Here is a 14880-nt window from a genome sequence, read left to right as displayed (position 1 = left end):
TATGAAAAAACTCACATCTGTTCTTCTTGTCTGCACCATGCTCCTTTGCGCAGCTGCTTCCTGCGGCAGCAAGAAGGAGGAAAAGAAGGCTGAAACAACTGCATCTGCCGAAGCAACTACAGATGCGGAAACAAAATCGGCTGATGACGAAGAAAAGTCCGACGAAAAGAAGAAGGACGAAAAGAAAGACGGTAAGTCAGATAACGAAACGACTGCCGATGATAAAAATGACGGAGCTTCATCTGAGGACAAGGACGAGAGATCAGGCGAGCCTGCTTCCGATAAAGAAATGGAAGAGATCAACGACCTTGTAAAGGATTTTGCGTATACCACTGTTGAAAACGATGCAGAGGGTATGCTGAAAACCATGTTCCCCGAGGATATCGTCAAGGCACTTATGGACTCAGGCGATGGCGAGGACGATTTTACAATGCTTGAAGAGGGGCAGGAAGCAAAGATACTTGAATACAGCGCAACCGACTCCGAAAAGCTTGAAGACGAGCTTCTTGACACAGTTAAGACGTACTATGATTACTATGCCGAGGAAGAAGGCGTCAAGGACGCAGATTATAAGATTGAGAAGGGCTATTCCTTCACTGTAGATATCAAATCCGAGATCGACGGCGAACGCGATGATATGCATCAGGAAGCCTGCGCGATATATGTAAAGGGTGAGGGCTGGAAGCTTCTTCCTGTTTCTGCGGATCAGCTGAGAGAAGAATTTGACGGCGAATGAGCTGAAAAGCTCGCTCGTGACTTGAAGTGAGTCTTTACGGGGGATATATCTGCTGTAAATAACCGATATTTCCCCTTCGGATAAATTTACATTAAGATATACGTTAAGGAGGAACAGAAAATGAACAAGGCAATAATCTTAGCAGGAGGACAGGGCAAGCGCATGAAGGCAGAAATGCCGAAGCCACTTTTCAAAGTCCTCGGCGAGCCTATGCTGAACTGGGTAATAACAGCCTGCGAGGCTGCGGATATAAAGGACATCTGCGTTGTAAAGGGCTTTAAGGGCGAGATGATAGACGAATATCTCGGCGGAAAGTACAGGACAGTCCTTCAGGCAGAAAGACTCGGTACAGGTCATGCTGTACAGCAGGCAGTGCCCTTCCTTGAAGAAGATACTGACGGAAATACCCTTGTTCTTTGCGGTGATGCACCATTTATCGACGCAGAGACTATAAAGGAGTCGCTTGTTATACACAAGCAGCAGAACAACGCTGTGACAGTTATCACAGCCGAACTTGAAAATCCATTCGGCTACGGAAGAATAATCCGTTCGGCAGGCGGCATAAGCGGCATTGTTGAGCAGAAGGACGCTACAGACGAGCAGCGTCAGATAAAGGAAGTTAATTCGGGTACATACTGGTTCAGGACAGCCGACCTTATAGACCTTCTCGGCAAGCTGAAAAATGACAATGTGCAGAATGAGTATTACCTTACAGATACTATCTCGATAGCACTTTCAGAGGGCAAGAACGCAGGTGCGTACAAGTCCGAAAATGCTGATATTATCAAGGGTGCAAACGACAGAAAAGACCTCCTTGCACTGAATACATACGCAAGAATGGCAGTTATCGAAAAGCACCTTGCCAACGGCGTTGAGTTCACCTGCACAGACGGCGTAGTTATCGAGCGCGGCGTTGAAATTGGTGTGGGTACAGAGATACTCCCGAATACAATGATACGCAAGAACACAGTTATCGGCAAGAACTGCAAGATAGGTCCTAATACAGTCATCGAGAACTGCAAGATCGGTGATGACGTAAATCTCCACACCGTACAGGCTTACGAGTCCGAGATAGAGGCTGGCGTAAAGATAGGACCATACGTGCATATCCGTCCTGACAGCGTTGTTAAGTCGGGAGCTAAGATAGGCGACTTTGTTGAGATAAAGAATTCAACTATCGGCGAAAAGACCGCAATTGCTCACCTTGCCTATGTGGGTGACAGTGATGTCGGAAAGCGCGTAAATATAGGCTGCGGAACTGTTACCGTAAACTATGACGGTATTGCAAAGAGCCGCTGTGTTATCGGTGATAACTGCTTCGTGGGCTGTAATACGAACCTTATCGCGCCTGTAAAGCTTGGTAAGGCTGTTTATACTGCCGCAGGAACAACAGTTACAAGAGATGTTCCTGATTATGCACTTGCTATCGACAGAGGCGTAATGAAGATAAACGAGGGCTACACTCTCAGAAAGCTGAAGAGCAAGCTCAGCAAATAAATCCGCAAAAGTCACTTCGCAAGAAGTGGCTTTTCTTTTAGCACTTATGAGAGCGCAGATCTAAGAAATAAGAACTAAGTAGGGGGGCGGATATTATTCGCCCGTTACCCTTTAGCTTCTCTATAAAGGGGCAGAAAGCACTGAAATTCAATGGAAAACCATTGATTATTGAAAAAATAATTCTGCAATTCTGCCATGTGTACAAAAACAACATCTGAATTTTCAACTCTAAACTCCAAACTTTTTCGTATAAAGTAAAAAAGCTGCCCCTTTCGGACAGCTTCTTTATAATAGGTATAGAACCGGAACTGGCAAAATAATAACGACCTTTATTGACACCCTCTCAAAAGCCAATCAAGGTCGCTATCGAGTTGGCTTCTGCGCACCCTCTATACGCAGTTGCCTTACGGCGGGCACAAATTCCGAAGTGCCATATATCCGCTTGCTTTGGTATCACGATTGTGCTGACGTTTCAAGGAACGGAAAGACTGCTTTAGGCGATTAAACATATTATAGGCATTAATGTTTAATAACAGTCGTAGGAGTAAGGCGTATAGTGAAACCAGTTAGTGCTTATAGATGCGGCGGAGTTTAAACCGCATAGAGCAATACAGGATATAATTGCCGATTTTTGTTACAGGACACATAATATATCTTTAATTATGCGATCGGAGAGATTAGCCGAAGTATCGGCGTTTTTCTCTTCCAACAATTGTATTATAAAACATAGGGACGGGAAGTTCAATTGATTATATTGCTTAAAATTAGCACTATATTGCTAAAATAAGTATAATAATTTATATTAATAAAATATTAACGAAATAATTTATTAAATCAATATAAAATTCTGAAATTATTTTCCTCAGAAGATAATTTTATGTGAATTAAACTCAAAGTTAATTTTTGAACCCTCGAAAATACGTTGTTTTTTTATCACTGTAAATTCATAGCACGAAAACAACATCTTTTAACGATAAAAAACATCACTGAAAAATTTTGCTATTTTTTCTAAAGGTTAAAAATAATAAAAAAATCTTTGTGAATTTTTTTAGAGCAGTTTTTGAATATTTCATATATATTTTTTTATTTTAACTATATTTCAGCAGCACTGAACTCCGCAAAAAGCTCCGAAGAGAGACTTCGGAGCGATTTTTACAATATTCCGTTAGCGGCGTTGTCGATGCGTTCACGATAGTATTGACTCTGCCACTGGAAATCGAAATCCTTGAAAAGTGCAAGACAGCAGTCTGCATTATGGAGAGCGCCTTCAAGTCCTTCTTTATCTCCTGCCTTGGCAAAGATATAGACTGCGGTTATAAAAATTTCCAGCAGAGTAGTGTCCTTTGAGCCCTGTGGCTTGTAACCGAATTTCAAAAGCTTCAGACCCTGCTGATAATTTTTTGCGGCGCAGTCAGTGAGAGCGAGTGCCATATAGAGCTGTGCCTGCATATTGAGAGAAGCCTTTTCTGAGAATTTTTGCAGAAAACTGATATTATGGGTGCGAAAATTCTCAGCCTCGCGCCAGTTGCCTATCTTGCCGAGAACAGTAAGCACTTCTACACAGAAAAAAAATCTGTCATCACCGCTGATCTTTTTGTCGGTAAGCTTTTCAAGATAAAAAAAGGCTGTCTTATGGTCATGTATCCTGTCATATAGTGCAGCTATCTGAACTATATCGAAGGGAGAGGGCTTTTTCACGTTGTCAAGAAAAGCGTCGGCATATGCCTCACATAGCTCCTTTGAATAGCCGCTTTCTACAAAAAGGCCGTATACCTCGGTATACTTCTTCATTTCTGCATTTGTAGATGCAAGAAGAGGAAAACCTATCTTTTTACGCTCGTTTGGTGAGATCATTCGCCGTCCCTCCTATTCCCTTGTTTACTATATAATAGTATATAATATATTTATAATGAGTAAAAACAGTGAATTATTCTCCTCTGTTTGTATATACAATTTTATCACAAATTAATTACATAGTCAACAATTGTTAGTGAACAAAAGATAAAACTGTTGATATGCACAAAAAAACTAAATGAAATTTTCCTAATCAACATATTGAACTATTGTTTCTTTTAAGATTATTTCAAGAATATGTGGTATAATAGTATTAGAGTGGAATGGTGTACGCATTAGGCACCTGAAATATGAAAATGTGCTGCTGTTGCAGCAGCGTCAAAAGATCAAGGGGGTAATTAATATGAGACTTCTCGTTGTTGAGGACGAGATGCAGCTGGCTGATGCTCTTTCGGAAATACTTAAAAGGAATATGTATAATGTCGATACAGTGTACGACGGAGTGAGCGGGCTTGACAACGCGCTTACAGGGGTATATGATTGTATCATACTCGATATAATGCTTCCTGGCATGAGCGGTATTGAGGTGCTGAGGAGTATGCGCAGAGAGCATATCCATACACCTGTACTTCTCCTTACTGCACGAAGCGAGATCGAGGACAAGATAAACGGTCTCGACTGCGGTGCGGACGACTACCTTACAAAGCCTTTCGTCACGGGCGAGCTCCTGGCAAGAGTAAGAGCTCTTACAAGAAGAAAGGGCGAGATCGTTGACGAGAATAAGCTGGATTACAACGGACTTGAGCTTAATAAGAATACCTGTTCCGTTATGTGGAAGGGCAGCGATGTAAAGCTTTCCCTGAAAGAATATCAGATAATGGAGCTTCTTATCTCAAATCCTCACCAGATACTGCCAAAGGAGCGTATCATCGAAAAGATATGGGGCTATGAGAGCGATGTGGAGTACAATAATATTGAGGTATACATATCGTTCCTGCGAAAAAAGCTTTCGGTAATATCAGCTCCTGTTCAGATAAAAACAGCCAGAGGCATCGGTTATTCACTTGAATAAATAAGGAGGAATGCTGTTATGTTCAAGAAAGCACATGACAAAATGTTCAAAAAAGCGCAGATGAAGCTTTTTACAATGATCGTAAGTATCCTTCTTGCGGTATTTGTAGCGCTTATCGGCTCTATAAATGTTATTACCAAAGCTATAATGCGCGGACAGTCAAAGGAAGTACTCATGAAGATAGCTGCGGGTACTGAATATGACGATAATATTGCTGAATTCAAATTCACTCCTCCTACAGGTTCGGAGCCGAAGGAAGAGAAGAAATCAAGTAAGGAAAAGAAGCCTTTAGAGACAAGACCTGCCGATCCTACGACTACGGAAAAGCCTTCTGCCACAGAGGCACAGACGACTGCCGAAAAGACTAAGGAGAAGGAAAAGGTAACAGATGCTCCTACAGATCCTGCACAGGAGGATACACAGGCTCCTGAGGAAAATCAGGAGATCTATGAGGAGCAGCATGAGGAGCAGCCTCAGGAAACAGCTCCGCCGGAGACTCAGGCACCCGCAACACAGGCTCCTGCAACACAGGCACCCGCAACAGACGCTGCATCAGGTGCAACTCCTACCTGGGACCCAAGTTTGTGGAATCAGGGCGACTGGAACAACTGGAACAATCAGAGCGGTCAGTGGGGCAATCAGAACAATGGTCAGTGGAACGGCCAGGGCGGCGATCAGAACAACGGCCAGTGGAACGGTCAATGGGGCGATCAGAATAACGGACAGTGGAACGGTCAGTGGGGCGATCAGAATAACGGACAGTGGAACGGTCAGTGGGGCGATCAGAGCAACGGCCAGTGGAATGGTCAGTGGGGCGGCTACCCGTGGATGTACCCGTGGCTTTACCCATGGTCATGGGAACAGCAGCCAAAGGCTTATTCAAGCGAATACCCCGTAAAGCGCAACGATCACGGCGAAATGGATTCCCGTTATGACAGCATAGAAGATGAAACAGATGAAAGCAGCTATGAAGCTGAGTCTGACGAAGAGTACATAAAGCAGACTTCATATATTGATGATGTGTCGGCATACATAATGCCTCTCGCAAACAGGACTGATGCTTCTGCAATGTCATCTGACGGAAGCAGTCAGCAGAGTGCTCCGTATCGTCAGAGCAATGCGATGAATTCTCCCAAAAAGCAGACTATCCCCAAGAGTATCAGTTCTATAGAGTTCTTTGTCCTCATGGCTGATACAAACGGAAAATACATTGATAAGATCAATATTGATGATATGAATGATGACAGAGCACAGGATTACATCACAAAGATACTTGAGGAGAATATGGACACAGGTATCGTTAATTCATATCAGTTCTACCAGATGAGCAAGCCTAACGGAACTCTTATGGTATTCACAGACAAGAGCTATGAAATGAAAATGCTGGGACAGCTCAAGAGAACTACTATCCTTATCGGTTCAATAGCTCTTGTTATCCTTTCCGTACTTGCATATTTCCTCAGCAAAAAGAGCATACAGCCTATCAAGACTGCATTCAACAAGCAGAAGCAGTTCGTGTCAGATGCGAGCCATGAGCTTAAAACTCCTCTTACAGTAATATCTGCAAATGCAGATGTACTTGAAGGCGAGATAGGCGACAATAAGTGGCTGAAGTACATCAAGGCACAGACCGACCGAATGAGTATACTGGTCAATGACCTGCTCAACCTTACAAGACTTGAAAACAATACCTCAGAGCTTGAACGTAAATACTTCAACCTCAGCAAGGCGATAGTAAATACCGCACTTCCTTTCGAGTGTCAGGCGTTTGAGAACAATAAGAAGTTTGAGGTAAATGTTGACGAGGACGTAATGCTCAGCGGAAGTGAAAAACACATAAAGCAGATGGCGGCTATCTTTATTGATAACGCGCTGAAGTACTCAAACGAGGGCGGTACGGTAAGAGTAACGCTGAAGAAAATGGGCGACAGAAAAATGTTCTCGGTATACAACACAGGTGAAGGCATCAAGGAGGACGAGACAGACAAGATATTCGAGAGATTTTACAGAAGCGACCAGTCGAGAAACCGTGCAACCGGCGGATATGGTCTTGGACTTGCAATTGCAAAATCTATTATAGACAAGCATAAGTTCAAGGTACATATTATGAACCAGCCCGGCAAGAGCGTCTGCTTCGTAATAACAATGTAAGCAAAAACCCGTAAGCTTTAACCTCGATACTAATATAGAAGCTTATACTATTTATCGGGGGAAACCTTTCTGAAGAAAGGCTTTCCCCCGAACCCCCTTTTTCAAAAGGGGTTCTCTCAATAATTAGTGTAAAATTTCTATATGGGTATCAAGGTTAAGCTTACGGGTTTTTATTAGTTTTTTATGAATGTCAATAACGTTCCTGTAAAGCGGCGCAGCCGCTTCCTAAGGGCTAAAGGCTAAGGGCTTTAATCCTCTTCCTTTTCCTCAGCAGGCGGAAGCTTCTTGACGCGGCATACCTCGATACGGTGATGCTTGACTTCAAGCACTTCGATATGGAGCCCGTCGCTGTCGAGAGAGAGCTGAGTTCCGTCCTTTGGTATCTCGCCAAGTTCGGCGATAACATAGCCGCCGAAGGTCTCGTATTTATCCGCAGGGAGAGTGACTTCAAGCTCGTCGCATACATCGCTGAGAGAGCTCATGCCCGGTACTGTCCATACGTTTTCCTCAGTCTGTTCAAGTCTTGCAGCAGGCTCGTCCTCGGGGTCGTCAGCGAAGTCGCCGACAAGCTCCTCAACAAGGTCGGTGATCGTTATTATACCGCTCATGCCGCCGTATTCATCAACGACTACTGCAAAATGGTCTGCACCGCGCTGCTTCATCTGGTCGAAAAGGCGGTCAGCCTTCATGCTTTCGTGAACGAAGCAGGGCTCGCGGACAGCTTCTTTCATAATATTATCGCGGCTCTTGTCATCGAGTCTGAAATAGTCCTTTGCGTTGAGCACACCGATAACGTTATCCACACTTTCGCCGCAGATAGGGAAAGATGAATGTCGGGTGCGGTGGATAGTTTCTTCCCATACGGATATATCATCGCTGCTCCACAGTACATCAACGTCTGTTCTGTGGGTACAGACCTGCTCGGCAGTGGTATCGTCAAAGGCAAAAACGTTTTTGATTATGCGGTTCTCGTCCTCGTCGATAGTGCCTTTTTCCGCACCTGCATCGGACATCATAAGTATCTCTTCCTCGGTGACGGTGTCGTCATCGCTTTCGGGGTCAATGCCTATAAGTCTGAGAATACCGTTAGATGAAGCGTTGAGCAGCCATACAAAAGGTGCGAATATTTTAGCAACAACGGTAATAGTTTTGCTCATGGCGAGAGCTATCTTTTCGGGATTTTTCATTGCAACACGCTTAGGTACAAGCTCTCCGAAAACAAGTGTAAAGTATGAGAGCAGCAATGTTATGAGAACTACCGAGCATTTTTTGAGAACAGCCGCAGGTATGCCTATGCCTGTTTTGGCAATTGCAGAGGTCAGATACTCGGCGAAGCTGTCGGCAGCAAAGGCTGCACCGATGAAGCCTGCAAGAGTAATAGCGACCTGTATGGTAGCAAGGAAGCGTGTGGGTGAATCTGTGAGTTTTTTGAGCCTTATGGCTTTTTTGTTGCCGCTTGCGGCAAGTTTTTCGAGTTTTACATCGCTTGTGGAAATGACCGCCACCTCAGTGCAAGCGAAAAGCGCATTAAGCGCGATGAGTACAATTTGCAGAATTATCTGCCCTATCATTTCATATCCTCCGTTAGATAAAGTATTTTTTTATTTATGTATAACCTCATAAAGGCACAGCCTAACACAAACGATAGTGCAGACCATGCCTTGAAAATACATATGTAACGGAGTTTATTCCGTAATAATGTGGATTACTGCCGTCAGGGGCACCGTCCATTGCAAGTTTCATCTCCTGTTCTATAAGTTTATAATATTATACAATATTTTTGTACTTTTGTCAAGCAATCGGCATTAGTTGTAGTGATTAATACTTAGAACTAAGAGCTAAGAGCAAAGTAGGGGCGCACATTGTGCGCCCGTTGAATTAATATCATCAGTGCATAAGAAAAGCTCTCCATATAAGAGAGCTTTTAAATTATATTTACCAATTGCGAAGGGTATAATTTCTTGTGTAAAGAAAATTGTTGCAGCCACTGCAATATATATATTCGGTGTAATCTGTATAGCATCCAGTGCAGATTAAAGAATTTGCGAACCACCCATATGTATAGTGAGTTTCTCCTTTATCTATATGATGCGAATAGCGTCTGCAATTGTGTTTGCAGGAGGCTGCGGTTGCTGTAAAAGTGTTTTTGGATTTTGATGATGTTGTGATTGCTGAACCCGTGCCGAGAAGAGTGAATGCTAATGCGGTTGCTGCAATTTTTTTGAGTACGTTTTTCATTTGTGATACATCCTTTACATAATATTTAAGATCAGAATATAACCTTATGTATATAGTGTACACCTTATAGTGTGATTTGTCAAGCTGTTTCATACAGCAAACATTAATAATAAAAGCTTCGTGCTTGAATTTTTTACTCAAACGTGGTATAATCATAGTTTGAAAGGAGCACGGCTCATGTTTGCAAATTATCACACACATACTTCGCGCTGTCATCACGCACTGGGCGAGGACAGGGAGTATGTAGAGCACGCCATAGCACACGGCATGAAGGAGCTTGGTTTTTCCGACCATTGTCCGTGGGTATTTGATGACGGCTATATTTCACGTATACGTATGACTCCCGAGGAGACAGAGGGCTATTTCAGGTCACTGACCGACCTTAAACGGGAGTATGCATCAGACATAAAGATATACATAGGCTTTGAGGCGGAGTATATTCCTCAGCTCATAGAAAAGCAGGACAGATTTCTTGAGGATTATCCTGTTGATTACATGATAATGGGTCAGCACTTCAACGATCCCGAGACATGGGGAGCATATATGGGAGTCCCCACAGCGGACGAGAGACTTCTCGTGCAGTACGTTGACCGCATAATCGAGGGTATGGAGTCGGGACGCTATCTTTATCTCGCACACCCCGACCTGCTTTGCTTTACAGGCAGCGATAAGCTTTACGAAAAGGAGTTCACGCGGCTCTGTACTTATTTAAAAGGCAAGGACATACCTCTGGAGATAAATCTGTTAGGACTCAGGGACAACAGGCACTACCCCTGCGATAAGTTTTTCCGTATCGCGCAGAAGGTGGGCAACAAGGCTATAATCGGCTGCGACGCACATTTTCCGCAGGCGCTTTCGGACGAAGCACCTATCGAGAAATGCCGCTGTTTCGCTGAAAAATACGGACTCGAACTGGTGGAACGGTTGGATATCAGCCGTTAGCCGTTAGGAAGCGGCTGCGCCGCTTTGTAGGGGCGGATATTATCCGCCTGCAAGTTTCGCAGCAACAGAAAATAACCGAATGTAGGGGACGGCGTCCTCGACGTCCCGTCAATGCATAATGCATAATTATGGTGTCCGCTGTGCGGACTGATTAAAATGCAGGGGCGATGTCCACATCGCCCTGAGTTGTTCCGCAATTTTGTCGGGCTGATGCAGGCATCAAGCCCCTACGTTGATAATTACGGAACAGAAGGAGAGAAATAAATGAGTATTTTTGATGTATTCGACAGGATTTCCGCAAATTCTTCCTCGACAAGAGGTAAAATAGAATATGTTATCGCAGGTCTTGGCAATCCGGGACTTGAATACGAAAACACAAGACACAATGCAGGCTTTATGGTAATGGATATGTTTGCGGAGCAGCTCGGCGAGAAGATAGACCGTCTGAAGTTCAAGGGCAAGACTGCCGAAGTAACTATCGGCGATAAGAGATGCCTGCTGCTGAAGCCCACCACCTATATGAACAATAGCGGCGAGTCAATAGTACAGGCGTTGGAGTTCTATAAGATAGATGTGCAGAATTTAATAGTAGTATGCGATGATATCTCACTGGACTGCGGCAAGCTGAGGATACGCAGAAAGGGCAGTCACGGCGGACACAACGGACTGCGTAGCATATGCGAGCTTACAGGCAGGGACGATTATCCGCGCATAAAAATGGGCGTAGGCAAGAAGCCGCACCCCGATTACGACCTTGCAAAGTGGGTTCTTGGCAAATTCGGCAAGGAGGACGGCGAGCTTATGAAGCAGTCAGCCGAAAACGCCTGCGAGTGCATAAAACTCATGGTACAGGGCAAGACCGATGAAGCCATGAACAAGTACAATTCATAATTTTACATAGCCGCTGCATCACTGCCGCGGCTTGAACTCGTTTACGGAGAATGATGATGAAACTGTTTAAAGACCTATTTACCGAGCTTGCAGGCTATAAGAGCCTGCGTGAAGCCATAGACAAGAAGATATCGCCTGTATCTGTTACAGGTCTTTCACATATACACAGGGCTCAGCTCATATACTCCCTGTGCAGTGAAAAGATAGACCTTGTTGTAACGGGCTCGGAGGCAGAGGCAAAGAAGCTCTGCGACGACATAAATATGATGGCAGGCAGGGAAGATGCTGTGCTTTTTCCGTCAAAGGAACTGGTATTCACGCCTGTTGACAGCACCAACCACGAATATGAGCATATGCGTATATCCGCCCTTATAAAAGCGGCTAAAGGGCGCTGTTCCGTTATCTGCGCAAGCATAGAGGCTGTAATGCAGCCCGTTATACCTGTGGGAGTCCTTATAGCCGCAGGTATCGAGCTGAAACAGGGACAGGAAGTGAACTTGTCAGACCTTGCGCTGACTCTTGCAAAGTGCGGCTATCAGCGGTGCGAAAAGGTAGAGGGAGCGTCACAGTTCTCCATAAGAGGCTCTATTGTGGATATATTTCCTGTGCAGGCGGATAAACCTGTACGTATCGAGCTCTGGGGTGACGAGATAGACTCCATATCCGAGTTTGAGACCGATTCACAGCGACGCACTGACGCACTTGAAGCTGTTGAGGTATACCCGTCGGGAGAGGTGCTTTACGATAACGAGGAGCTTGCCTGCAAGATAGAGGAGCTGTGCAAAAAAGTCCGCGGCAAGCACATGGACGCAGTCCGTGAGCACTTGGGTGCGGACGTACACCGCCTGAGAGCAGGGGAGATACTTGCTCACAGCGTCAAGTACTATCCACTCGTATACGGCGAGGCATCGACAGTATTCGACTATATCGGCGGTTCTGTCATATTCAGCGACTATTCCGACATTATGGACAACGCCGCAGGAGTCCTTACACGCCACAATGAGGATATAAAGATACTCATGGAGGACGGACAGCTCTGCAAGGGGCTTGACGGCTATGTGCTGGAGCTTGCGGAGGTACAGCATATTGCGGAAAAACGTGTATGCCTCTACATGAGCAGCTTCATGCAGGGCGGCGAGCGTATAGACTACCGCAGACTTGTAAGCTTCGAGGCTATGCAGACTGCACCGTGGAGCGGCGAGATGAAGCAGCTTGTGGAGGACTTGGAGGACTACAGGCACCGCGGCTACAGAATGATACTTGCGGCAGGAAGCGAAAAGACCCTGCCCATAATACAGCAGGACTTAGACGAAAACGGTATACCCTGTGATATCGCGTCGGACAACATAGAGCCCAAAAGCGGCAGAGTTGTCCTCATGTCGGGAAGCTTCGGCGGAGGCTTCGAGTACCCCGAAAACAAGACCGTACTCATTACGCAGGGACGCTCAATGGACTCGGTACGCAAGAAGCGTCGCAAAAAGAAGAACAAAGCCGAGGAGATACGCTCCCTTGCCGACATCACCGAGGGCGACCTTGTAGTACATTCAGGACATGGTATCGGACGTTTTATCGGTATCCGCAAGCTGGAAATGGACGGCGTTACAAAGGACTACATAACCATACAGTACGCAGGTACGGATAAGCTCTATATCCCTGTTACTCAGCTGGATATGGTGTCGAAATACATCGGACCTCGTGACGACAGCGGCGTAAAGCTCAACAAGCTCAGCTCGGGCGAGTGGCAGAAGACCCGCAGCAATGTAAAACGCGCAGTCAAGGACATGGCACATGAGCTCATCGCTCTGTATGCAAAGCGCGAAAAGAGCGTAGGCTTCGCATTTTATCCCGATGACGAGATACAGCGTGATTTTGAGGAGCGTTTCCCATACGTTGAGACCGATGACCAGTTACAGTCCATAGCCGAGATAAAGGCAGATATGGAGCGCCCACGTCCTATGGAGCGACTGCTCTGCGGCGACGTAGGCTTCGGCAAGACAGAGGTGGCTCTCAGAGCCGCAATGAAATGCGTACTTGCAGGAAAACAGTGCGCAATACTTGCACCTACAACAGTTCTTGCCTATCAGCATTATCAGACGGCACTTCGCCGTTTCGAGCACTTCCCCGTGCAGATAGAGCTCCTGAGCCGTTACCGCTCGCCAAAGCAGCAGGAGGAGATAATAAAGAAGCTGAAGCAGGGACGAATAGATATTATAATAGGTACTCACAAGATAATCCAGAAATCAGTGGTATTCAAGGACTTGGGTCTTGCTATAATCGACGAGGAGCAGCGTTTCGGAGTTGCTCACAAGGAGCGCTTCAAGGAGAGTTTTACGGGAGTTGATGTGCTCATGCTTTCCGCAACTCCTATCCCTCGTACCCTGAATATGGCAATGAGCGGAATACGCGATATGTCGGTTATCGAAGAACCTCCGCAGGACAGATATCCCGTTCAGACCTACGTTATCGAGTACAATATCGGAACAGTGGTACAGGGCATAGTCAGGGAGCTTCGCCGCGGCGGACAGGTGTACTATATCCACAACCGCGTAGAGACTATAACAGCCTGTGCAGCCCGCTTGCAGGAGTTTCTCCCCGAAGCAAGGATAGCAGTTGCTCACGGACAGATGAGCGAGGAGGAAATGTCGGATATATGGGAGCAGCTTGTTGAGCATGAAATAGATATCCTTGTCTGCACCACTATCATCGAGACAGGTGTTGATGTGCCGAATGTAAACACCCTTATCATAGAGGACTCCGACCGCTTCGGACTTTCACAGCTGTATCAGCTCCGCGGACGAGTAGGACGTTCAAACCGCAGGGGCTATGCGTATTTTACCTATCAGCGTGATAAAGTCCTTACAGAAATAGCTACAAAGCGACTGAACGCAATGCGTGAGTTCACCCAGTTCGGAAGCGGCTTCCGAATTGCTCTCCGTGACCTTGAGATAAGAGGAGCAGGAAGTATTCTCGGCGGCAGACAGCACGGACACATGGAGGCTGTAGGCTATGATATGTATTTGCAGCTCCTTTCGGAAGCCATAGCCGAGGAAAAGGGCGAGCAGCCCGAGAAGATACCCGAGTGTCTTGTGGATATACAGATAGATGCACATATTCCCGAAAAGTACATATCAAGCCTTAATCAGCGAATAGATATGTACCGCAAGATAATGCTCGTGAACGAGGACAGTGACAAGACCGACCTTATCGACGAGCTTATCGACCGTTACGGCGAACCGCCTAAGTCGGTGGTGGGACTCATTGATGTATCGCTTCTCAGAAACAAGGCTGCACATCTTGGTATTACCGAAATATCACAGAAAAATGGCGCTATGTACTTCTATACCGAGTATCTTGTACCCGAGCAGATAGCTGCATTGCAGCAGGCATACAAGGGCAGGATAACCTTCAATGGCGTGGGCAAGTCCTATGTATCTGTGAAGATATCGCCGAAGATACGCCCCTTTGATATGATGAGAGAAACTGTCGAAATATTTTATCAGAACAGAGAAAAGAAATAGAAAAATACCGTCAGCAATATTTGGTCAACCTGATGTTTGAG

9 protein-coding genes are annotated in these 14880 nt (G+C 45.5%); 7 read left to right on the top strand and 2 right to left on the bottom strand.

Annotated features, from left to right (window positions below; genetic code table 11):
• Window position 1 precedes the first annotated feature (1 nt).
• Together BUB28_RS12060 and glmU are read left to right on the top strand one after the other, a co-directional pair.
• Window positions 2-736, top strand: coding sequence for a hypothetical protein (locus BUB28_RS12060; RefSeq protein ID WP_072951765.1), 735 nt, complete (start codon window positions 2-4; stop codon window positions 734-736).
• A gap of 120 nt (window positions 737-856) precedes the next feature.
• Entirely contained in the window at window positions 857-2233 is a 1377-nt protein-coding gene (gene glmU / locus BUB28_RS12055; RefSeq protein WP_072951764.1) for a bifunctional UDP-N-acetylglucosamine diphosphorylase/glucosamine-1-phosphate N-acetyltransferase GlmU, read from the top strand.
• 1152 nt (window positions 2234-3385) lie between these two features.
• Here glmU and BUB28_RS12050 read toward each other — a convergent pair.
• Window positions 3386-4087 (bottom strand): hypothetical protein, encoded by a 702-nt coding sequence (locus BUB28_RS12050; RefSeq protein WP_072951762.1) that lies wholly within the window; start codon window positions 4085-4087, stop codon window positions 3386-3388.
• A 343-nt stretch (window positions 4088-4430) separates the two neighbouring features.
• Here BUB28_RS12050 and BUB28_RS12045 point away from each other — a divergent pair, with 343 nt between their 5' ends.
• A complete protein-coding gene (locus BUB28_RS12045) occupies window positions 4431-5099 on the top strand; it encodes a response regulator transcription factor (protein WP_072951761.1) in 669 nt (222 codons plus the stop codon).
• Between the two features lie 18 nt (window positions 5100-5117).
• Window positions 5118-7250 carry an ATP-binding protein gene (locus tag BUB28_RS12040; RefSeq protein ID WP_072951759.1) on the top strand — a complete coding sequence of 711 codons (2133 nt, stop codon included), beginning with the start codon at window positions 5118-5120 and terminating at the stop codon, window positions 7248-7250.
• A gap of 248 nt (window positions 7251-7498) precedes the next feature.
• Here the strand turns inward: BUB28_RS12040 and BUB28_RS12035 are convergent, their stop codons facing one another.
• Window positions 7499-8821 (bottom strand): hemolysin family protein, encoded by a 1323-nt coding sequence (locus BUB28_RS12035; protein WP_072951757.1) that lies wholly within the window; start codon window positions 8819-8821, stop codon window positions 7499-7501.
• 844 nt (window positions 8822-9665) lie between these two features.
• Here BUB28_RS12035 and BUB28_RS12025 point away from each other — a divergent pair.
• The 3 genes from BUB28_RS12025 to mfd all read left to right on the top strand — a co-directional run bounded on the left by BUB28_RS12025 (window position 9666) and on the right by mfd (window position 14839).
• Window positions 9666-10430 carry a histidinol-phosphatase gene (locus BUB28_RS12025; RefSeq protein ID WP_072951746.1) on the top strand — a complete coding sequence of 255 codons (765 nt, stop codon included), beginning with the start codon at window positions 9666-9668 and terminating at the stop codon, window positions 10428-10430.
• Window positions 10431-10694: 264 nt separating this feature from the next.
• Window positions 10695-11321, top strand: coding sequence for an aminoacyl-tRNA hydrolase (gene pth, locus BUB28_RS12020; protein WP_072951744.1), 627 nt, complete (start codon window positions 10695-10697; stop codon window positions 11319-11321).
• A 50-nt stretch (window positions 11322-11371) separates the two neighbouring features.
• Complete coding sequence (mfd, locus tag BUB28_RS12015) at window positions 11372-14839, top strand: transcription-repair coupling factor (protein ID WP_347497350.1); 3468 nt, start codon at window positions 11372-11374, stop codon at window positions 14837-14839.
• Window positions 14840-14880: the final 41 nt, after the last annotated feature.

This window comes from Ruminococcus flavefaciens (genome assembly GCF_900143025.1).
GTDB classification, from domain to species: Bacteria; Bacillota; Clostridia; order Oscillospirales; family Ruminococcaceae; genus Ruminococcus; species Ruminococcus flavefaciens_I.
Note: the sequence above shows the minus strand (reverse complement) of the source record. Positions and strands in the feature narration are given on the sequence as shown.